This is a genomic window from Vibrio plantisponsor (assembly GCF_013041605.1).
GTDB classification, from domain to species: domain Bacteria; phylum Pseudomonadota; class Gammaproteobacteria; order Enterobacterales; family Vibrionaceae; genus Vibrio; species Vibrio plantisponsor.
This window is the reverse complement of sequence record NZ_JABEQC010000006.1, coordinates 95,044-116,596: the sequence shown is the minus strand read 5'-3', so window position 1 is coordinate 116,596 and position 21,553 is coordinate 95,044. Positions and strand designations below refer to the sequence as shown.

General features: G+C 43.3%; 13 protein-coding genes. 4 read left to right on the top strand and 9 right to left on the bottom strand.

Features of this window, described 5'->3' with window-relative positions:
* Positions 1 to 53: 53 nt before the first annotated feature.
* From HKI82_RS10170 to HKI82_RS10130, 9 genes are all read right to left on the bottom strand, one after another.
* Positions 54 to 596 carry a cell division protein ZapC gene (locus HKI82_RS10170; RefSeq protein WP_171137912.1) on the bottom strand — a complete coding sequence of 181 codons (543 nt, stop codon included), beginning with the start codon at positions 594 to 596 and terminating at the stop codon, positions 54 to 56.
* 180 nt (positions 597 to 776) lie between these two features.
* Positions 777 to 1,787, bottom strand: a complete 1,011-nt coding sequence (gene pyrD / locus HKI82_RS10165; RefSeq protein ID WP_171137911.1) for a quinone-dependent dihydroorotate dehydrogenase — start codon at positions 1,785 to 1,787, stop codon at positions 777 to 779.
* Between the two features lie 73 nt (positions 1,788 to 1,860).
* The gene (locus HKI82_RS10160) at positions 1,861 to 6,699 is read right to left on the bottom strand and encodes an NAD-glutamate dehydrogenase (RefSeq protein ID WP_102942147.1); all 4,839 of its coding nucleotides are present in this window, start codon (positions 6,697 to 6,699) and stop codon (positions 1,861 to 1,863) included.
* Between the two features lie 185 nt (positions 6,700 to 6,884).
* Entirely contained in the window at positions 6,885 to 7,103 is a 219-nt protein-coding gene (locus tag HKI82_RS10155; protein WP_102942146.1) for a DUF2835 domain-containing protein, read from the bottom strand.
* 75 nt (positions 7,104 to 7,178) lie between these two features.
* Entirely contained in the window at positions 7,179 to 9,785 is a 2,607-nt protein-coding gene (gene pepN, locus HKI82_RS10150; protein ID WP_171137910.1) for an aminopeptidase N, read from the bottom strand.
* Positions 9,786 to 9,940: 155 nt separating this feature from the next.
* Positions 9,941 to 10,615: a hypothetical protein gene (locus tag HKI82_RS10145; RefSeq protein WP_102942144.1), complete on the bottom strand. Its 675-nt coding sequence runs from the start codon at positions 10,613 to 10,615 to the stop codon at positions 9,941 to 9,943.
* 146 nt (positions 10,616 to 10,761) lie between these two features.
* Complete coding sequence (prc, locus tag HKI82_RS10140; RefSeq protein ID WP_171137909.1) at positions 10,762 to 12,768, bottom strand: carboxy terminal-processing peptidase; 2,007 nt, start codon at positions 12,766 to 12,768, stop codon at positions 10,762 to 10,764.
* Between the two features lie 17 nt (positions 12,769 to 12,785).
* Positions 12,786 to 13,412 (bottom strand): RNA chaperone ProQ, encoded by a 627-nt coding sequence (proQ, locus tag HKI82_RS10135; RefSeq protein ID WP_171137908.1) that lies wholly within the window; start codon positions 13,410 to 13,412, stop codon positions 12,786 to 12,788.
* A gap of 99 nt (positions 13,413 to 13,511) precedes the next feature.
* Positions 13,512 to 13,985 carry a GAF domain-containing protein gene (locus HKI82_RS10130; protein ID WP_165311328.1) on the bottom strand — a complete coding sequence of 158 codons (474 nt, stop codon included), beginning with the start codon at positions 13,983 to 13,985 and terminating at the stop codon, positions 13,512 to 13,514.
* A 124-nt stretch (positions 13,986 to 14,109) separates the two neighbouring features.
* On the opposite strand from HKI82_RS10130, the gene HKI82_RS10125 reads away from it, so the two are divergent.
* The 4 genes from HKI82_RS10125 to rsmF all read left to right on the top strand — a co-directional run bounded on the left by HKI82_RS10125 (position 14,110) and on the right by rsmF (position 21,462).
* Positions 14,110 to 15,909, top strand: coding sequence for an ABC transporter ATP-binding protein (locus tag HKI82_RS10125; RefSeq protein ID WP_171137907.1), 1,800 nt, complete (start codon positions 14,110 to 14,112; stop codon positions 15,907 to 15,909).
* Positions 15,910 to 15,942: 33 nt separating this feature from the next.
* Positions 15,943 to 17,199, top strand: coding sequence for a paraquat-inducible protein A (locus HKI82_RS10120; protein WP_171137906.1), 1,257 nt, complete (start codon positions 15,943 to 15,945; stop codon positions 17,197 to 17,199).
* Positions 17,192 to 19,855: an MlaD family protein gene (locus HKI82_RS10115; RefSeq protein ID WP_171137905.1), complete on the top strand. Its 2,664-nt coding sequence runs from the start codon at positions 17,192 to 17,194 to the stop codon at positions 19,853 to 19,855. Before HKI82_RS10120 ends, HKI82_RS10115 begins: the two co-directional genes overlap by 8 nt.
* A gap of 182 nt (positions 19,856 to 20,037) precedes the next feature.
* Positions 20,038 to 21,462 (top strand): 16S rRNA (cytosine(1407)-C(5))-methyltransferase RsmF, encoded by a 1,425-nt coding sequence (gene rsmF, locus HKI82_RS10110; RefSeq protein ID WP_171137904.1) that lies wholly within the window; start codon positions 20,038 to 20,040, stop codon positions 21,460 to 21,462.
* Positions 21,463 to 21,553 lie beyond the last annotated feature (91 nt).

The following is a 21,553-nucleotide window of genomic DNA, read 5'->3' as shown; positions in this document are numbered from 1 at the left end:
TCGGCTTTACGCCGATGGGAAATGAAACAAAGGAACGAAAATACTAGGGAAAATTAACCTACCATCGCCATAGGCTGAGGTAGCAAAATTTGATTTGCTGAAGCCATTCGATCATGCATGACTTTAATAACCTGTCCAAAGCGCAATTGCTTTGAACCGTTTAGAGCAAAATCTTCAAGGTCAACGAGTGCACAAAGACTTGCACTGTCACCCACTTCTAGGACGATGAAATAGCCTTGGCCATTACTGTTAACCAAGCTGACAATTTCACCCTCTTCTGGAGAATAACCACTGCTTTGATAGTCGAAGAACCAGCTCTTAGGTTGAACCGGTTTATGGAAGCGCTTAGCGGCTACACAATATAGAACGAGTTCTACTTTGCGCGGCTCAATCAGATTTAAGCAATCGATGCGCTCCTTATAGGTTTGATAGTCGGAAGCGTCATCAACGGTAAACTGATTAGATGCAAAAGCACAATCTACTAATAGATTGCTGCTAAGGTTGGTGCGAAACACCATATCCTCACCCAGTTCTAGCATCAGATAGCCTTCACTATCTGAGTAGTACCAATTCCATTTGTCACTCGGTTTAAGCATTGTCCTGACTCTCTATATATTTTTTATCAGACTATTTAGGTAAAACGCTTAATTACCCTTGCCAACTAACTGAAGTTCATTCTAAGAGAGGAAAAACAAAAAAAAAGAGGAAATGATTTGCTCATTCCCTCTCTACATTACCTTGTCACTTTTGCATAAATCTATACGCTGCGAGACTAACTAGATGTTTTTTACTATGTCCGCAACCAAACGTGGACCTTGGTAAATGAAACCACTGTAAACTTGAACAAGTTTTGCACCAGCCAACAATTTTTCTTTAGCAGCAACATATGAATCAATACCACCAACACCAATAATCGGAATTTGATCGCCTAGCTCACGGTATAAACATTTGATCACTTCAGTGCTGCGAGATTGAAGTGGTTTACCACTTAACCCACCCGCTTCATTGCCGTGTTTCATACCTTCAACCAAAGAACGGTCCAAAGTAGTGTTGGTAGCAATGACGCCATCGATTTGGTTCTTAAGTAATGATGCACAAATTTGCTTAATTTCGTCATCACTCAGATCTGGTGCAATTTTAAGAGCTAAAGGAACATACTTATCATGCTTGCTAGCAAGTTCAGCTTGTTTTTCCTTCAGCGCTGCTAATAGTTCATCGAGTGCTTCACCGTACTGTAAAGTGCGTAGTCCAGGTGTATTTGGCGAAGAGATGTTTACAGCAATGTAACCTGCATACTGATAAACCTTCTCCATACAGATCAAATAGTCATCCGCACCCTTTTCGATTGGTGTGTCTTTATTTTTACCGATATTGATACCGATAATCCCGTCGTAATTGGCTTTCTTTACATTCTCAACCAGGTTATCAACGCCTAGGTTATTAAAACCCATACGGTTGATGATCCCTTCTGCTGGAATGATACGGAAAAGACGCGGTTTGTCGTTTCCTGATTGAGGACGAGGAGTGACTGTCCCTACTTCTACGAATCCGAAACCCATAGCACCAAATGCATCAATACATTCGCCATTTTTATCAAGACCAGCCGCAAGGCCAACAGGGTTTTTGAATGTTAATCCCATACATTCAACTGGTCGATTAGGGAGATGTTGACGATAGAAGAGATCAAGAGGAGTGCCGGTAAAACGTTTGAAGTTTTGGATGGCAAGATCATGCGCCTTTTCAGCATCCAATTTGAAAAAGCCAGTTCTGGCTAAGCGGTAGAGCATTGTGCCTCCGATAGAAAAAAGCCCCGATTAAACGGGGCGTAATTATTGTCTTATTCGGCTAACAATTCAAACTTTATTCAACCGCTTGGCAGTTTAAGTTGAGCAGCATCAATTCTCTTAATGCAACAGAGAATTTCGCAAACTCATGGACTGTACCGACTTTGAACTCATTGAGGATGTTTTCCCAGCGGTGTAAAGAGACTGAGTTTGCTTCCATCCACTCTTCCAGCGCTTTGATAACATCCAACTCACCACTTGCACATTCACAGTTAAGTACTTGTGCAGTTAGTTGACGTTGCTGCCAATCCAGATCTTCTCTGAATGCTGCACGAGCCAGTACTTGCCAGTTATTGTCTGTCGCTTGGTTATTAATCTGTTTTAAGAACCAGTGCAGAGACAGACGGTCGCCAAGGTTGAAGTACAGTTTGGCTGTTTGCTCAACTGTTTTCTGTTTTTCCTTAGCCACTGTAGATATATCCAGTACTGAGTGTAAGCTAGACAAACGAGCGACATAGTTAGCCAGTTTAGGTTCGATACCTTTCTCGATCCAAGCCTTAGCCATAACGTTGTGCTCTTCTACTTCTTCAGCCACAAGCACATCATCAAGTTTGTTGGCGATAGCTTCTACATCTGCTTGGTACAACTCAATCAAGTCACGAACTGATTGTTTGCCCGGACGATTACGTAGCAACCAACGAGATAAACGGCGCAAAGTACGGCGAACATGGAACATCACTTCGTATTGCGTTAATGCATCAGCTTTATTATCCAGCTTACGAACTTCTTCAAGCACTGAACCTAACTTGTAGATTTCACGGGCAGCAGCGTATGCATTAGTAATATCGACAGCGTTTGAACCTGTTTCTTCCTGCAAACGAGTAACGAAGTTACAACCCATTTCGTTAACCATCTGATTCGCAAGCGCTGTTGCAATAATTTCAGCGCGTAGTGGATGGTTCTGCATGTGTTGTGAATAGTTACGACGTAACTCAGTTGGGAAGTATTGCATTAATTGCTGAGCATGGAACTCGTCATTCGCAATTTCTTCACAAGCCAATTCGTCTTTCAACACCATCTTGCCATAGGCAACCAGTACAGATAGCTCTGGACGCGTTAAACCTTGGCCAAGTTTTTCACGTTCAAGCAGTGTTTCGTCATCAGGAATATATTCCAGTGCACGATCCAAATGCCCTGCTTTCTCCAGTTGGTGAATAAAGCGAACCTGTTCTTTAACGACAGCGACACCTTGTTGCTCGGTCACTGAAATCGATTCTGACTGAACATACGCATCTTCAATTACGATTGCGCCAACTTCGTCTTCCATTGATTCAAGCACTTGGTTACGTTGCTTGATCGTCATGTCACCATTTGCAACCAGACCATTCAAGAAGATCTTAATGTTCACTTCGTTATCTGAACAATCCACACCACCAACGTTATCAACGAAATCGGTGTTCACTCGGCCGCCTTTCAGTGCGTATTCCACACGTCCAAGCTGAGTCATACCTAAGTTACCGCCTTCACCGACAATCTTAGCGTTGAGGTCACGACCATCGATACGCAGTGCATCGTTCGCACGATCACCTACATCGGTGTGCGTTTCACGCGAAGACTTAACGTAAGTACCGATACCGCCATTCCATAACAGATCAACTTCCATGCAAAGGATCATCTTAATCAGCTCATTAGGAGCAACAGATCCTTTTTTCGTCCCTAACATCTTCTGAATTTCAGGCGTTAAGGTAATAGATTTCGCCTTACGTGAGAAAATGCCACCGCCCTTAGAAATCAGTTTAGGGTTGTAGTCTTCCCAGCTAGAACGTGGAAGATTGAACAAGCGATTACGCTCTTCCCAACTGCTTGCTGCATCAGGTGTTGGATCAATGAAGATATGTAAGTGGTTAAATGCACACTGTAGACGGATGTGTTTTGATAGCAGCATACCGTTACCAAATACATCACCCGCCATATCACCGATACCAACAGCAGTGAAGTCTGTGGTTTGACAATCAATGCCTATTTCGCGGAAATGACGCTTAACAGATTCCCAGCCACCTTTCGCGGTAATACCCATCGCTTTGTGGTCATAACCATTCGAACCACCAGAAGCGAAAGCATCACCTAACCAGAAGTTGTATTCCGCAGAAACCGAGTTAGCAAGGTCAGAGAATGTTGCAGTACCTTTATCTGCCGCAACAACCAAATATGGATCGTCTTCATCGTGGCGAACGACATTCACAGGAGCAACAAGATCGCCTTCTACAATGTTGTCTGTAACGTCTAATAGCGCACGAATAAAGCGTTTATAACAACGCTGACCTTCAGCGAAAATTTCATCACGAGTGTTGTACAGGTACTGTTTCTTACAAACGAAGCCACCTTTTGCACCTACAGGTACAATCACTGTGTTCTTAACTTGCTGCGCTTTTACCAGACCAAGGATTTCAGTACGGAAATCTTCTTGACGATCAGACCAACGCAAGCCACCACGCGCTACCTTGCCGCCACGTAGATGCACACCCTCAATATCTGGTGCGTAGACGAAGATTTCAAAAGCAGGCACAGGTGCCGGAATCTCTGGGATCTCTTTTGGCTTCATCTTTAATGCTAACCAAGGTTTTGGTTGCTTATCTTCATCCAATTGGTAGTAGTTGGTACGGTACGTCGCTAGGATCATTTCCATGTAGCGACGAATGATACGGTCATCATCAAGACTTTCTACATGATCTAACTGTTCTGTGATCTTGTTAATCAGCTCAGTTTGACCTTTTTGAGCACCTTTGTATTTAGGATCAAAACGACGAACAAACAGATCCACCAGGCCTTTCGCCACATCAGGATAGTGACTCAATGTATCTTCGATGTATTGTTGGCTGAATGGGAAACCCACTTGACGCATATAACGAGCGTAAGCACGAAGAATCGAGACTTCTCTGCCTGTTAAAGAAGCGCCTAGAACTAAACGGTTGAAACCGTCGCTTTCCAGATCGCCATACCAAATAGCCGCAAATGCTTGTTGGAAACGATCACGAGCTTCACGAAGATCAACTTGGTTTTCACTCTTATGAAGCATTGAGAAATCTAGGATCCAATAAACCTGACCGTTTGATTTGATCACTTCGTATGGCGATTCACCAATTACGCGCAAGCCCAAGTTTTCGAGCATTGGCATCACATCAGAAAGATGGATAGGTTCATCACGGTGATACAATTTCAGACGTACCGCTTTAGAATCTTTGGTTTCTTCTTGCGGACGGTAGAACAGCATGCCCAGTTTGTTTTCTTCATTGAGTGCTTCAAGGCGCTCAATATCTGCAACTGCAGAAGCTGGCATTACATCTTCTTTATATGAACGAGGGAATGCATGAAGGTATTGTTTTGAAAGTGGTAAACCTTTGCTTTCGCCACAGTTCGCCACGATCGCTTCAGACAAACGATCATCCCAAGTTGTTGATGCTTCCATTAAGTTTTGCTCTATTTTCTTCACATTCACGTCCATATTGTTGTTATCAACACGAACGATGTAATGGGTTCTTGCAAGTGGGCTTTCAGAGAAATACGTTGTGAATTCAACTTCTTGTTCACAACCAAAATACTGTTTAAAAATGCGTTGAGTCTGACGACGCAACTCAGTGTTGTAACGCTCTTTTGTTACATACACCATACAGCTAAAGAAACGGCCAAACGGGTCTTTGCGTACAAACAGACGTAGAAGATCTCGGTCCTGCATTTGTACAACACCCATACCAACTTCTAGTAGTTCTTCTTCCGTCGCTTGAAGAAGTTCATCGCGTGGGTAGTTTTCTAGAATATTGTGCAGTGCTTTATAAGCGTATGAACCAACACGGTAGCGGCTAGCGCTGAGTATACGTTCCACTTTTTCACGGATCAGAGGAATGCTTTGTACGGCTTGGTTATATACCGCTGATGTGTACAGACCTGTAAAGCGGTGCTCGCCGACCACTTTTCCGTTTTCATCAAACTTTTTAATTCCGATGTAATCGGTATACGCCGGACGATGGATACGAGATTGCTTATTGCCTTTAGTTAGAATTAATAAGTAGGCTTTTTTCGCTTCTAGACGGGCTGAATCTGAAAACTCAGATAGTTTTACTGAACGAACGCGATCACTTTGTGAGAAAAGTCCAAGCCCTGCTTCCTCAGTAGGTTTCAGTGTTGTATCACCTTCAACCTCAACAAGATCGTATTCTTTGTAACCCATAAAGGTAAAATTATGATCACCCAACCAACGTAAGAACGCCATGGTTTCCTGGAAACGATCAGACTCTGGGAGACGATCTGCATTTGCTTCCAGTTGACTGATAACTTGATCCAGTTTGTTTACCATAGGTTTCCAGTCTTTAACGACCAGAGCGGTATCAAGCAGAATATCTAGCAGTTCATCCTGAAGAGTTTTCATCTCTGCTTTATTGCTCAAACGATCGACTTCAATATGGAACAGAGACTGAAGAGGCCCTTCTCCGTTATTGATACTCTTGATTGCGCCTTTATCATCACGATCAATTTGAGTAGGACCATTTAGCATTAGATGGGAGGTTAAATCTAGTCGGCTTAGCGCCATCTTAATAGAGTCAACATGGAAAGGACCATCAGGAACAACAATCTCGACAATAGTGTGGGTAGACTCCCAACCATGTCTGCTTACCGTTGGGTTGAAAACTCGAACAGAGTAATCATCGCTCTTCTTCTCACAGATATGATGCCAAAGGCTGACAACTGCACCGTATAAATCCGATTCATTTCGTTCAGCTAAATCATCTTGCGATACATTGCTAAATAAATGTTGAGCGAGTTGAGTAACCAAAGGTTGTTGTTTTTGCTCAAGTTTGTCTTGAATCAGTTGGTAAACTTTTTCAAGTAGAACCGGCATCAAAGTCTCACGCGCGGTCATAGGCGACTCCAGATTAGAATTATGTTTTGTAGGGGATGCAGTAAGGATATAACCTACCGCTGGTAATGCATGGTTTATTGTAAAAGTTTTAGGAATTAAACGTTAATATTTTTAACATTTCCACACAGCCAAATGTTTGAGAATGTGACTAAGATTCCTATTTAAACATCTGGCAATAACTTTCTTCATAGCATTTCTAACTTTATAAACTTGTTATTTTGGTCAGTTATCAGCCTAAATCGACCTTTTACTCCAATTTGGCTAAGAAATGGCCGAAATCTTGATGCTGGCAACTGCAAACGCAATCCCTGCTCTGTTGCAACTAAAATGGAACTTGCCGCTCCCGAATAATGTGCCAAATAAGCTTGATACGAGATGTTGAGTGAAAAATAGTATTGCTTCATAGACCAATCACCGCAGCGATGAATTGTGGTTTAGAAATAAAAAAGGTGGCATCGAAATGCCACCACTACCTGCTGTTAATCTTCTAGTGCTTTAGAGACTTTTTCAAAAAGATCTCGCGCTAAATTATCCATCGCTTTTAACGCTTCAAGTTCTTTCCTAATCAATCCTTGGCGCTCTTCATCGTATTTACGGAATTTAAGCAGAGGGTCAATTAAACGTGATGCCACTTGAGGGTTACTGTTGTTGAGCTCGCGAAGTATTTCGCCCGCAAAACGATAGCCTTCACCACTCTTCGCATGGAAGTTAACTGGGTTGTTATTTAAGAAAGCACCAATCAGGTTACGAGTACGGTTTGGGTTCTTCAAACTGAATGCTTCATGACTCATCGTTTTCTTAATCACTTCTAGTGCATCACTCGCCGGATTGCAGCCTTGCAGAGTAAACCACTTGTCCATCACTAAACCGTCGTGTTTCCACTTATTGCTGTAATCCGCCATTTGGGCTTCACGACATGCAAGCCCTGCACTGTTCGCCGCACTCATGGCTGCGATAGTATCAGTCATGTTGTTCGCTTCGTTGTATTGTTTCTCCACTAAAGCATTGCCTTGCTCGGTGTACGCTAGATAGGACAAACAGATATTACGCAACGCGCGTTTACCAATGGCTTCATGGCTAATGGTGTATTCATTTTGTTTTAGCGTTTGATATGTTGCACTTAGTTCATCTTCAAGTTCAGTCGCAAGAATAACTTTGAATGCTTTAAGCACCTTAGCAATTGCATCAACATCCACACACTTGTACCAACCAGACACTTCGTTATGGCTCGGAAGTGAGAGCATCTCGGCAACAAATGCAGGCTCTAAAGAGTCACTCAGTAAAACACCACGGAATGCATCGACAACAACAGCAGGTAATTCAACCTTTTGTCCTTGCTGCTCACGAGTTACATTGTCACGAATATACTTAGCCATTAATATTTGACCAGCATCCCAACGTGCAAATTCGTTAGTCGCATTGGACATTAAGAATACTAACTCTTCATCCGAATAGTCATATTCCAACTTCACTGGCGCAGAAAACTCTCTTAGTAACGATGGGATTGGTTTTTCTGTAACGCTCTCAAATACAAAAGTTTGCTCTGCTTGAGTTACATTAAGCACATTTGCAACCGGACTACCTTTGCTCTGTAAAGGAATCACACTTCCGTCTTTTGCATAAAGCTCAACGTCAAAAGGAATATGCAGAGGCTGCTTCTCTTTTTGATCGTGCGTTGGCTCTGTCGACTGACATACCGTTAGCGCATACGTTTTTGCTTCAGCATTGTATTCGCTGCTTACGGATACCGTTGGTGTACCCGACTGGCTGTACCATAAACGGAACTGCTTGAGATCAACACCGGATGCATCTTCCATCGCAGCGACAAAATCTTCACACGTTGCAGCTGTACCATCATGGCGCTCGAAGTATAACTTCATGCCTTTTTGGAAACCTTCCTCACCAAGCAAAGTATGCATCATTCGAATCACTTCGCTGCCCTTTTCATACACAGTCAAGGTGTAGAAGTTATTCATTTCTATCACTTTATCTGGACGAATTGGGTGCGACATTGGGCTTGCATCTTCAGCAAATTGAGGGCCACGAATAATGCGAACATTGTTGATACGGTTCACGGCACGAGAACCTAAATCGGAAGAGAATTCTTGATCGCGGAATACCGTTAAGCCTTCTTTCAGGCTTAGCTGGAACCAGTCACGACAAGTCACTCGGTTACCTGTCCAGTTATGGAAATATTCGTGACCAATCACAGCTTCAATACCAAGATAATCCGTGTCTGTTGCCGTTTGATCATTGGCCAATACAAACTTCGAGTTGAAAATGTTCAACCCTTTGTTTTCCATTGCACCCATGTTGAAGAAATCAACCGCAACGATCATGTAGATATCTAAATCGTACTCAAGACCAAAACGTTCTTCGTCCCACTTCATTGAGTTAATCAGAGAAACCATCGCGTGGTGCGCTCTGTCTAGGTTGCCTTTATCAACGAAGATTTCTAAATCTACATTGCGGCCAGACTGAGTAACAAATTTATCGCGCAGAACATCAAAATCACCGGCAACCAAAGCGAATAAGTAAGCTGGTTTTGGATGCGGATCTTGCCATTTCACCCAATGGCGACCGTTTTCTGCTTCACCTTGTTCAATTTTGTTACCGTTGCTGAGCAGGTATGGATATTGAGCTTTATCTGCAATGACCGTGGTTGTGTATTTCGCTAATACATCCGGGCGATCCAAATAGTAGGTAATTCTGCGGAAACCTTCAGCTTCACATTGCGTGCAGAACGCGCCGCCGGATTTATACAAACCTTCTAATGCAGTGTTTGCCTCTGGGTTGATCAGAGTAACAACCGTTAACTCAAACTCCGCCGGTAGCTGACGAATTTCTAAGCCAGCTTCCAGCTCAGTGTATTCGCTCCAATCAACGCCATTTACTTTCAGCGCTTGTAACTTAAGATCTTCACCATCCAAAACTAAGGTTGTGCTGTCCTTCATTTGTTTAATTTGTGAAACAGCAGTCACCGTCGTCTCTGTATCATACAGATCGAAAGTCAGTTCGATTTGAGAAATGGTATGGGATGGTTGAGTATAATCTTTACGATATTTGGCTTGAGGTGTGTGAGCCATTGCCGGAATCCTTTTGACATATTGATATGTGACAGTTACAGATCTTAGGCTTGTTATTGCCAATAACAACCCCTAAAAGAAAAAAAGAGATACCCATCACTGGCTATCTCTTATAAATAGATTTCAACTGGTTAATAAACATTCGAATGTCGCGGTTAGCGAATCCGATTTAAAACTGCGTACATAGAACCGCCTTCCATATCCAAAGTTAACTGATCCTGCTGTAGCGTATAGCGCGTATCTTGTTCACCGTCTTCATACAACAAAACAAGGTGATCCCCTTCCATGTAATAGACACCTTGATGAGTGGTTTCGTTTCCGTCACTACCACTGGCTTTAAACAGGAACACAAAGTCAGGCTGAAGAATGAGTAACACTTCCGTAAGCTTATCGGCATAAAAGTCTTGTCCGGAGAGTGAAGTGCTCGACCACATTCCTGCTAATGCATTAGGTAAAGCTTTAGTAAAGGTCACACCATTTAAAAACAGCAGGTTGTGGTTACTTTTGTACTCATATACCTGAGGATCATCGCTGTTTAAACCGAGAATCAGCGTATCACTGTTTGCCGTATACATACCTTCCCAATGGTCGACACTGTAATCCTTCTTCTGAATATCAATGCTAAAGGTATAGTCCGACTCAAAACTCAGCTTGATGGCGAGGAAGTTCTCCTCCGATTCCTCGGGAGCGGGATTTAACAGATACCAGTCCCCAAGCAGAAACGGCTGGTCAAACTGGGTTAAATCTTTAATTGGCCCATTCATTGAACCAAAGGACTGGCCTGTTATCGTCAAAGCAATACAGGCAAAAATAACGGTTATCCATCTCATAGCGATCTCCCTCACTTTTTTTAAGCTTAGGATCGCATGTTAGATTTCGCTAAATTATTTGATACACATCACATTAAGTTGCATATGGATTTTAGGCATGAAAAAAGCGAGCTAACCAGCTCGCCTTTTTTATTACTTTGAATTTTCTATTTTTTCGCTGACTTCAGCATATCAACCATGATGGCTACCGATTCGTTCAAATACGCATCAGGCACTTCATAATCTTTCGGCACGTCATCCAAACTCTTGTATTCTGCTTTTCCAGCATCAACTTGACGTTTGTTAATTCGAGCTAAGCGTTCTGCATCGGCTTCATCACTTTTCTTCTTACGAGCTTTTTCGTTTAAAGACAGAGCGTTGTCATCTTTTTCCGCTTTGTATTTCGCAATATCCTGTTGGATAAAACCAAACTCAAGATCAGAAGCAATGCGTTGCTGATGCTTTTGCGTCAATGAAGCTATAAGTGCTGAGAAATCGTGAAGTTTAGAATACTTCGCTTGATCAATGCTGTCCCAAGGAAGCGCATTTGGCTCGACGCTCTCTCCGGTTTCAGCAGCATCAATTGCAGCAGGGAACGCAATGTCAGGTACTACACCTTTGTTTTGCGTACTTCCGCCGTCAATACGATAAAACTTCTGAATCGTGTATTGCACATAACCCAGCTCTTTATCGAACATATCGTAGATATGATTCAAAGAGCGGTGTTGCTGTACCGTACCCTTACCGAATGAGTTCTCGCCAAGAATAATCGCACGACCATAATCTTGCATTGCCGCAGCAAAAATCTCAGATGCAGAGGCACTGTAGCTGTTGATCAATACCGTCATTGGACCTGAATAACTGATCTTTCCGTCGGTATCGCTGTTTACATTTACACGACCATAACTGTCACGAACTTGAACAACAGGGCCACTGGTAATAAACAAACCAGATAATGCCGTCGCTTCTGTTAAAGCACCGCCACCGTTATTTCGTAAATCAACGATGATACCGTCCACTTTGTCCGCTTTTAACTGAGTAATCAGTTTATCGGTATCTTGAGAAAGGCCAACATAAAAACTTGGTACTTCAAGAACACCAATCTTTTTACCGCCCTTTTCAATCACTTCTGATTTAACGGCTCTGTCTTCTAGACGAATCTTATCGCGAACAATTGTTACAACGTGACGTTTAACGTCCTTGCCATCAGGCAGAATTTCAAGATTAACCTTAGTGCCCTTCGGACCTTTGATTAACTGAACAACGTCATCCAATCGCCAGCCGATCACATCAACAATATCTTCACCATCCTGACCAACGCCGACAATACGATCACCTTCCGACAATTGCTTACTGCTTGCAGCTGGGCCACCAGTAACCAACGAAGAAATAACCGTGTAGTCATCCGTCATTTGTAAAACAGCACCGATCCCTTCCAAAGATAAGCTCATCTCAGACTGGAATTGTTCGGCATTGCGTGGTGATAGATAGCTGGTATGCGGATCAATTTGGCGAGCAAACGCATTCATGTAAAGTTGGAAAACATCTTCACTATGAGTTTGAGTTAGGCGTTTGATAGCATTGTTGTAGCGTTTTGACAGCGTGTCTTTGATTTCAGGCCACTCTTTACCTGTCAGCTTTAGACTCAAAGCGTCGTATTTTACGCGCTTGCGCCATAACTCATCAATTTCAGCTTTGTCTTTCGGCCAAGCCGCTTTAGAACGATCAATTTCGATAGTTTCATCAGTATTAAATTTGATTTCTTTATCGAGTAATGACAAAGCATATTTAAAACGTTCAAAACGCTTAATCATAGACAAGTTATAGATTTCAAACGCAATAGCGTTGCTACCTGCCTTGAGTTCATCATCTAATTGAACAGCTTTAGACTGGAAAGAATCGATGTCAGCTTGAGTGAAAAGACTGCGGTTGTAGTCAAGAAGCTCAACGTAACGTTCAAAAATCTCCTGAGAAAATTGATCGTCGAGATTGAAATGCTTGTAGTGAGAACGAGTAAAACGAGAAGTTACCCTTTTACTTGCTGTTTCATGTTGAGCTTCAGGAGCAAGAACTGGTAAATCTTTCTTTTGAATTTGGGCTTCAACAGCCTGAGCTGAAGCTGCTGCTAGCCAAACGCTAGCAGCAATCAGAGTCCATTTTGAACGGCATTTCATGCGTAGGAGTTTCTCCTTTAGGCGCGCAAGTGCTCCGCTTTTACAACCATTTGTAGGCCGTTACCAAGTTGAACACGCACGTCTTCCTTATTGATTTCAACAATGGTCGCTGCCATGTTGCCTTTACCCATGTTGATGTTCACTTCTTTACCGACAACGATTTCGTCAGTATTCAAAGCTCTTGTCTCAACAGGTTTACTTTCTGGTTTTGGCCCTTTATTTTGAGGACGGCGAGGCTGAGCTGCTTTTTTAGCTTTTGGCTTAGCTTTCGCTTCATCGCGAGCTTTTTTACCTTGTTCTTTACGGCGAGCGTCAACGCGAGCTTTGCTTTCTGCCAACGCTGCTTGTGCATGTTCTACGTGTTGCTCTTCAAGCTCTCCACAAGCGTTTCCGTCTAGGTCTACACGAACAGCACCAGGTTTTACGCCGTGTAGGTAACGCCATGAAGAAGTGTACTGTCTTAAAGCTGCACGAAGCTGAGTTTTACTAACTTTTGGATCTTCGCCAAGGCGTTCAGCAAGATCTTGAAAAATACCAATTTTAAGAGGCTTCGCTTCACCCTCTAAAGTAAAGCATTTAGGGAAACATTCAGCAATGTACGCAATAACTTCTTTGCTGTTTTTTAACTTTTCAGTGTTTTCCATGAGGATTCCTGGTTTATGCGGCTTGTCCGCGAGCATTAAGAGTAAATATGTTCGGTATTATAGTGACCTGAATACGAAAAACCACAGGCAAAAGACAATTTATGCCTTGTTAGCCTGTGAATTGAGCAGCTTTTCTACTTCTGTCATCAAAAATGTAAGACCTTCTTCATCAATTTCAGAGAAACGACCTACACTTGGGCTGTCAATATCAAGTACACCAGCTACCTCTCCATTAATTGAAAATGGAATAACAATCTCTGAATTGCTGGCAGCGTCACACGCGATATGTCCTTCAAACTCATGAACATCATAAACACGTTGTACACTATTAGAAGCAACTGCTGTACCGCATACACCGCGTCCTACCGGAATACGTACGCAAGCAGGTTTGCCTTGGAATGGACCTAATACCAACTCACCGTCTCTCATTAGATAAAAGCCGACCCAGTTAAGGTCTTCTAATTCCATGTTGAGTAGTGCGCTTAAATTAGACAAGTTCGCAATCAAATCCTTTTCTGATTCTAGTAATGCGACAGCTTGCTTTGTTAAGCGGTGGTAATGTTCTAATTTCATATAAACTAAACTTCCAATTGAAAAATAAAGACTTCACTTTAGGTTTTAAATGCCTTTAAGTTTTGATTACCTAAAGGTTTTACATATAATGCGCCAAAACTAAATAGGATTCATTCTCATAAAGATGGCAAATTCCACAAACACTATTAGCCGTTCTTGGCTAATAACACAAGCGAAAAAGCATCAATCCAAGCTATTGTTTGCCAATGTAATTGCGATTGTTGCAACGTTAATCAGTGTGCCTATCCCACTGCTTATGCCTCTCATGGTTGATGAAGTGCTGCTAAACCAGCCTTCAACCGGTATCGAGATGATGAATCGTGTTTTGCCGACGTCTTGGCAAACGGCAACAGGTTACATCATCCTCACTCTACTGCTTGTCGTTCTGATGCGAGCGGCGAGTCAGATGCTCAACATTCTACAAAGCCGACAGTTCACGCTTGTCTCTAAAACCATTACCTATCAGATGCGCAGCAAGATGATAGATAAGTTGGGGCGAATTAGCATAAAACAATACGAGACTCGTGGAAGCGGCGGAATAAATGCCCATTTGGTTACGGATATTGAAACCATAGACCAATTTATTGGTTCGACGTTAAGTAAATTTATTATTGGCCTGTTGACCGTCAGCGGAACCGCGATTGTTTTACTGTGGATTGAGTGGCGCTTAGGTCTCTTCATCTTATTGGTAAACCCTGTCGTGGTTTACTTTTCGCGTTTGCTTGGTAGTAAAGTCAAACACCTCAAAAAAAGAGAAAACCAAGCCTTTGAACGCTTTCAAAACAGATTGGTAGAAACCCTCGATGGCATTTATCAGCTTAGAGCAGCCAACAAAGAACGTGAATTTCTTACTGAGTTAAAACAACAGGCCAATGAAGTACGTTTAAGTGCTGACAAATATGCATGGCAATCAGAAGCGGCTGGCCGCTTATCATTCCTTCTGTTTTTGCTTGGCTTCGAGTTGTTCAGAGCGGCGGCGATGCTCATGGTGGTGTTCAGTGATCTTTCTATTGGACAGATGTTTGCAGTGTTTGGCTATTTGTGGTTCATGCTTTCACCTGTACAGGAACTGTTAAGCATTCAATTTTCTTGGTATAGCGCCAAAGCCGCGCTTGGACGAATCAACACTCTACTTGATTTGGAAGAAGAGCATCGCCCGCTGAGTAAAGTGAATCCTTTCACGGATGACAAAGAGGTTGAAGTGACCGTTTCGAACGTCAATTTCTCATATAACGGTGAGAACAATGTCCTCAATGATCTGTCTCTTAATATCCCAGCCGGTAAAAAAGTTGCACTGGTCGGAGCAAGTGGCGGAGGAAAATCGACTCTAATACAACTGCTGATAGGTGTTTATCGAGCGAATTCAGGGCAAATACGTTTCAATGGCGAGACATGTGACGACATTAGTTTCGATGTTATCCGTGGGGAAATTGCTGTTGTTCTACAACAACCTATACTCTTTAATGACACTTTAAGGCACAATTTGACCCTAGGCGGTGAACATGATGAAGCTGATCTGTGGCGCGCTCTTGAAATTGCGCAAATGCAGGATGTGATTAGTAAGCTGGATCATGGATTGGATTCTCAAATTGGCCGCAATGGTATTCGCCTTTCTGGTGGTCAGCGTCAGCGCTTAGCGATTGCACGCATGGTGTTAAGTAATCCCAAGTTCGTCATTTTAGACGAAGCGACATCAGCACTCGATACCGCAACAGAAAGTGCCTTACATAAGGCATTGAACGAGTTTTTAAAAGGACGAACCACTTTGATAGTCGCTCACAGACTTTCAGCAGTGAAACAAGCAGATTTGATTTATGTATTGGAAGATGGACGCGTTAGCCAAGCTGGCACACATAGAGAACTGGTTGAGCAAGAAGGACTATATCAAACACTCTATGGTTCAGTACAATCCTACGCCAATTAGTGACAATGTCACATTAAGTTCAAGGGGTATCTGATGAAAGTGAGAGCGATAGAAAGGCATCTATCCACTCCTTCTGGAATACGCCTTTGCCAAGGGTGTGAATTACCCGTCGACGTTATCAGCGTAGAAAAAGGGAAAAGTGCGTATTGCCCTCGTTGCGGTACGCAGCTTTACCGTGGTGGGCAACCTTCCCTTTCAGGTAACTTAGCGTTAGCCATAACCTGCCTTTTACTGTTTATACCCTCTCACTATTTCGATTTTATTCGTATTCGCCTGATTGGCGTCATGATTCCGGCAACACTCCCTTCCGGTATAGAAGCACTCTATAACGAAGGATATGCGGGCTTAGCACTGCTGGTGTTTTTCTGTGCTTCTTTAGCGCCATTTATACTTTGCTGCAGCGTGGTAGGTGCGCACATTGCGTTAAGACACAATAATTTTTCCCTGATGCGGTACTCCCTGCTGCTGATCTCCAAGCTTAAACCTTGGGTAATGATCGATGTATTTCTGGTGAGTATCGCTGTTTCATGTTTCAAACTGATTGATATCTCTGACGTATTCGTTGGTCCCGGACTCTATGGGCTGGTTTTGCTACAGATATTTACCGTGTTGCTTATCAGTCGTATCAGTGTGAGGCGTTATTGGGAAGCGTGGCGACCAGAAACAGACTATCCGTTAGAGATCAAACATGTACACTGCCACAACTGCCACCTCTCTCAACCAGAGAGTTCAAACTGTATCCGTTGTCATGAAAAGCTCTACCATAGAAAACCCAAGTCGATTGAAAGGACCTGGGCGTATTTATTGGCTGCGACAGTTTCAATTATTCCAGCCAACTTTTTACCAATTTCAGTATTGCTGACCAACGGCAAAAGACTCGAAGACACGATATTTTCAGGTGTAGCTTCGCTGATAAACAGTGGCATGGTTGGTATTGCAGTCATTATTTTTGTGGCAAGTATAGTGGTACCAGTCGCAAAAATACTTGGCTTAACTTATCTACTACTTGCCATAAAATTTAAGCGAAGCGTCTTTTTCCGCCAAAGAATGATCATATACTTTGTTATCAAATGGATAGGAAAATGGTCCGTAATGGACTTATTTGTTATTTCTATAATGTTGGCGGTAGTTGACCGTGGGCAGTTGCTCGATTTCACTCCCGGATACGGAGCGATTGCTTTTGGAATGGTGGTAGTACTGACGCTGTTAGCAGCAGAGAGCCTCGACCCAAGACTCATTTGGGATAATTACCGCGACGATAACAATAAACAAGAGTCAGTTGATGAATAAAAATATTACTCAGCAAACCTCCTACAAGCCAGATGTCAAAAGGAATAGAGGGATCTCCCCTTTATGGATTTTGCCGATCCTCACCGTCTTGCTAGCTGGTTGGTTAATAATGAAATCTATCCATGATGCTGGTGAACGGATTCAAATCTACTTCTCTAATGCACAAGGTCTGGTTGCAGGAAGAACGCCTGTTCGCTATCAAGGCTTAGAAGTCGGTATGGTCAGAGACATCAAACTGTCGCCGAACCTAGACAGCATATATGTCGACACCGACATATATCCAGACGCCAAAAGACTGCTTTCTGAAAAAACGCGGTTTTGGTTGGTGAAACCCACAGCGAGTTTGTCTGGTATTTCGGGGCTGGATGCTTTGGTATCGGGTAACTACATTGCCATTGACCCGGGCGATGAAATTATTGAAGACGATGATTACGATGCAGACGACCATCCTCAAAGCTATCGAGCACTCGACTCGGCGCCATCAGATTTGCTCGCCAATCAGGGCTTAACCATTACTCTAAAAGCTCGAGATCTGGGCGGAATTTCTGTTGGGTCGCAAATCGTCTACAAGAAAATCCCAATTGGTGAGGTGTACAACTATCAACTGGCTGATGACAATCAGTCAGTTATTATCGACGCATCCATTCAAGAGCAATATCGCAATGTCATAACGACAGAAAGCCGATTTTGGAACGTAAGTGGTATTGGCGCTAACTTAGGCTTAGGTGGCGTTGATATTCGTATGGAAAGTGTAGCTGCTTTGTTAGGTGGGGCTATCGCCGTTGACTCCCCTGACGAAGGAGAACCCGCTGAACAAAACGCGCAATTTAAACTTTATCCTGATCTCAGAACCGCCGGACGTGGTGTCGCCATTAAGATCGTTCTTCCCGATGACAACAACATCAGCCTCTCTGGTGCGCCAATTATGTATAGAGGGTTGGAAATCGGTCAAATCACCAACTTGCAATTGGACGAAGAACGTAAAGAAATCATTGCTTCTGCCGCTATTCAGCCAGCCTTTAGCGATATGTTGAACAGCGGCAGCAACTTCGTTCTTGAAGAAGCGAAAATAGCGCTGACAGGTGTCGAGAATCTAGGCAATCTTATCAAAGGTAACTACTTGACTCTGGTTCCCGGTGAAGGTGATCGTTCCCGTCATTTTGTGGCAGTACGTAAGCAAGAATTTAAGCGTACTCAAGCGAAATCCGTCGCATTAAAACTTATCGCCGACAGCTCATTTGGTCTGAGTGCTGGTACCGATATTTTGTATCGAGGCGTTGCAGTCGGTAGCGTTACAAAAGTCACCCTTAAGCCTGATAGCGTAGAGTTCGATACACTGATTGACGAAGAGTACGTTCCATTTATTGGCTCGAACAGCCGCTTCTATGTCACAGGCACAGCAACCGCCGAACTGACAGAATCAGGATTAAACGTTTCAATTCCTCCGGCAAAACAGCTACTGACGGGTTCTATTAGCTTTGTCAGTGAAGGCAGCAAACAAATTCAGTCTCAATACCGTCTCTACCAGAGCCAATCACTCGCTGAGTTGGCAAAGTACAATCAGTCTGGCACTCAGACTTTGACCTTAATGGCAGATGAACTTCCACCAGTCAGCGCGGGTAGCCCACTGCTCTATCGCAACCTGCGTGTGGGCAATGTGGCAGGCTATACGCTGACGTCCAAAGGGGTTGAGATTAAGGTAAAAATTGAAAATCAGTACAAGCACCTCATCACGAGTCAAACGGTGTTTTGGAACCGTTCAGGCGTCGAGATTGATGCTTCACTGGCAGGAATAAGTGTGAAAGCCGCACCGCTACAAACATTGATTCAAGGTGGTATCGCGTTTGACAACATCAGTGGTGTAGAAAACAAAGTCGACAGTAAATGGGTACTTTACCCAAGCTATCAACAAGCACAAAAGTACGGCAAAACTATCACGCTTACAGCATCAGGAGATGTGACGATTCCTGTTGGCACCAATATCAAATATCAAGGTGTTTCTGTCGGTGAAGTGGTCAGTGTTACCCCTAGCTTCACTGCGAATAAAATTGCGATTTCCGCTCGAATTAAACCTGAATACAGCAAAAATATCGCAACAAAAGGATCCGTATTTTGGATTGCTGAAGCCAAAGTCAGCTTGACTCATGGTATTGAAAATATAGAGAACCTGTTAAGCAAATCCATTGAGGTTAAGCCGGGAGATGGAGATCCAACCTATTCATTCCCGTTGTCAGAACTACCATATAAGAAAACCAGTATTTCGTTCACCCTACAAAGCGAAACTAAAGGCTCTGTTTCCGTTGGTACCCCTGTTTTATTCAGAGGTATGGATGTTGGCCGAGTGACTCGTGTGCAACTAGGTAACCTTGCTGACCGAGTGATTTCGACCATCGAAATTGAACCTGAGTACAGCTATCTCATTCGCCAAAACAGTGTCTTCTGGAATGTTTCAGGCGTGGATGTTTCTATCGGTTTATCAGGTGCAGACATCAAAGCAGGAACGTTCGACAGTATTGTTCGTGGCGGCATTACCTTCTCTACTCCGGAACAAAAGCAGCTCATGCCTGCTGCCAAAGCGGGACAATCTTTCTATTTGTACCCGCGCGCTGAAGAAGGTTGGAAACAATGGCGCACTGCTATACCGCAACCGAACTAATGTGCAACTAAACTAGCAACCTCGAAAGTAATAAGAATTAAGCGTGGAAACACGCTTTTTTCATTTCTCAGCTTAACAACGCATAATCCAGCAGTAAAACCACGACTTCAAATAAAACGGTGATGCCGCTATAATCTGCCGCCTACTACCCACTCTGTCCTCTAGCTAGCCGAGATTACGTTTTGCATCCAAATATTTCCTTCCCAGAGCTGTTCCTTTCTTCAATGGCCGAGATCCTTCCACCTGAGTTAAACATGGAAGATTTCATTGCAGCATGCCAAAGACCGTTACGTAAAAGTGTTCGCGTAAACACGTTGAAAATCTCTGTAGAGGAATTCAAAAAACGCGCTGAAGAAAAAGGCTGGGCTTTAGAACCGGTACCTTGGTGTGAGACTGGTTTCTGGATTGATGCTGACGAAAGTGACGTACCTCTGGGGAATACCGCTGAACATATGGCTGGCTTGTTTTATATCCAAGAAGCCAGTTCCATGATGCCTGTATCTGCACTGTTCACCGCTGAAGACAGCCCTTACCTGTCAGTGCTAGACACAGCGGCGGCTCCGGGCTCTAAAACAACGCAGATTGCAGCGTTAATGCAGAACAACGGTATTTTGGTAGCCAATGAGTTCTCAGCCAGCCGTGTAAAAGTCCTGCATGCCAACATAGAACGCTGCGGCATTCGTAACACTGCGCTGACCAACTTTGATGGCCGAGTGTTTGGCAGTTGGTTACCTGAACAATTTGATGCCGTGTTGTTGGACGCGCCATGCTCAGGCGAAGGAACCATTCGTAAAGATCCGGATTCTTTGAAAAACTGGAGCAAAGAATCCATTCAAAGCATTGCAGATACACAAAAAGAGCTGATCGAAAGCGCCTTTCAGGCCCTAAAAGTGGGTGGTGTGCTTGTTTATTCAACCTGTACATTAAGCCGTGAAGAGAACCAAGACGTGTGCCAGCATCTTCAACAGACATTCGGCGATGCAGTCAGTTTCGAATCCTTAGCTTCCCTATTCCCTGAAGCCAATAAAGCATTAACAGCAGAAGGTTTCCTGCATATATTCCCGCAAGTTTATGACTGCGAAGGCTTCTTCGTGGCTCGAATCCGCAAGAATAGCAGTGTTGATACGCCAGCAGTCAAAAAACGCTTAGGTAAATTCCCGTTTGAAAAAGCCAACGCGAAGATCTCAAACGATGTGAATCAAGAACTTCAAAAATGCTTAGGTATTTCGCTTCCAGAAAACAGTTCCGTCTGGCTTCGTGACAACGATGTATGGTTATTCCCTGATGCATTAGAGCCAATGCTGGGTGAGCTACGTTTCTCACGCATGGGGATTAAAATTGCTGAAACACACAAAAAAGGCTATCGCTGGCAACACCAAGTCGCAACCACTCTTGCAACGGGTAATGAAGCTTGTTGTATTGAACTCTCGATTGAAGACGCCAGAGAATGGTATATGGGGCGTGATGTTCGTCCGCAAGGACAAAGTGGTCAAGGTGAAGTCATCGTTCGCTTTGGTAACGATGTGATTGGATTAGGAAAATGGGTCGGTAACCGAGTAAAAAATGGTTTACCAAGAGAGCTTGTTAGAGACAAAAACCTATTCTAAAAAGCAAACTTCTCTTTTGTAAAATCAAACTATAGTATGAAATTCTAGTTAACCCTCGCTAAACGAGAAGCCTGTACTACACTTACAAGTA

What these genes read in the sequence shown, in the direction of transcription:
- HKI82_RS10170 (WP_171137912.1), bottom strand. Translation starts at nt 596, where the DNA reads ATGCTTAAACCGAGTGACAAATGGAATTGGTACTACTCAGATAGTGAA.
- pyrD (WP_171137911.1), bottom strand. Translation starts at nt 1,787, where the DNA reads ATGCTCTACCGCTTAGCCAGAACTGGCTTTTTCAAATTGGATGCTGAA.
- HKI82_RS10160 (WP_102942147.1), bottom strand. Translation starts at nt 6,699, where the DNA reads ATGACCGCGCGTGAGACTTTGATGCCGGTTCTACTTGAAAAAGTTTAC.
- HKI82_RS10155 (WP_102942146.1), bottom strand. Translation starts at nt 7,103, where the DNA reads ATGAAGCAATACTATTTTTCACTCAACATCTCGTATCAAGCTTATTTG.
- pepN (WP_171137910.1), bottom strand. Translation starts at nt 9,785, where the DNA reads ATGGCTCACACACCTCAAGCCAAATATCGTAAAGATTATACTCAACCA.
- HKI82_RS10145 (WP_102942144.1), bottom strand. Translation starts at nt 10,615, where the DNA reads ATGAGATGGATAACCGTTATTTTTGCCTGTATTGCTTTGACGATAACA.
- prc (WP_171137909.1), bottom strand. Translation starts at nt 12,768, where the DNA reads ATGAAATGCCGTTCAAAATGGACTCTGATTGCTGCTAGCGTTTGGCTA.
- proQ (WP_171137908.1), bottom strand. Translation starts at nt 13,412, where the DNA reads ATGGAAAACACTGAAAAGTTAAAAAACAGCAAAGAAGTTATTGCGTAC.
- HKI82_RS10130 (WP_165311328.1), bottom strand. Translation starts at nt 13,985, where the DNA reads ATGAAATTAGAACATTACCACCGCTTAACAAAGCAAGCTGTCGCATTA.
- HKI82_RS10125 (WP_171137907.1), top strand. Translation starts at nt 14,110, where the DNA reads ATGGCAAATTCCACAAACACTATTAGCCGTTCTTGGCTAATAACACAA.
- HKI82_RS10120 (WP_171137906.1), top strand. Translation starts at nt 15,943, where the DNA reads ATGAAAGTGAGAGCGATAGAAAGGCATCTATCCACTCCTTCTGGAATA.
- HKI82_RS10115 (WP_171137905.1), top strand. Translation starts at nt 17,192, where the DNA reads ATGAATAAAAATATTACTCAGCAAACCTCCTACAAGCCAGATGTCAAA.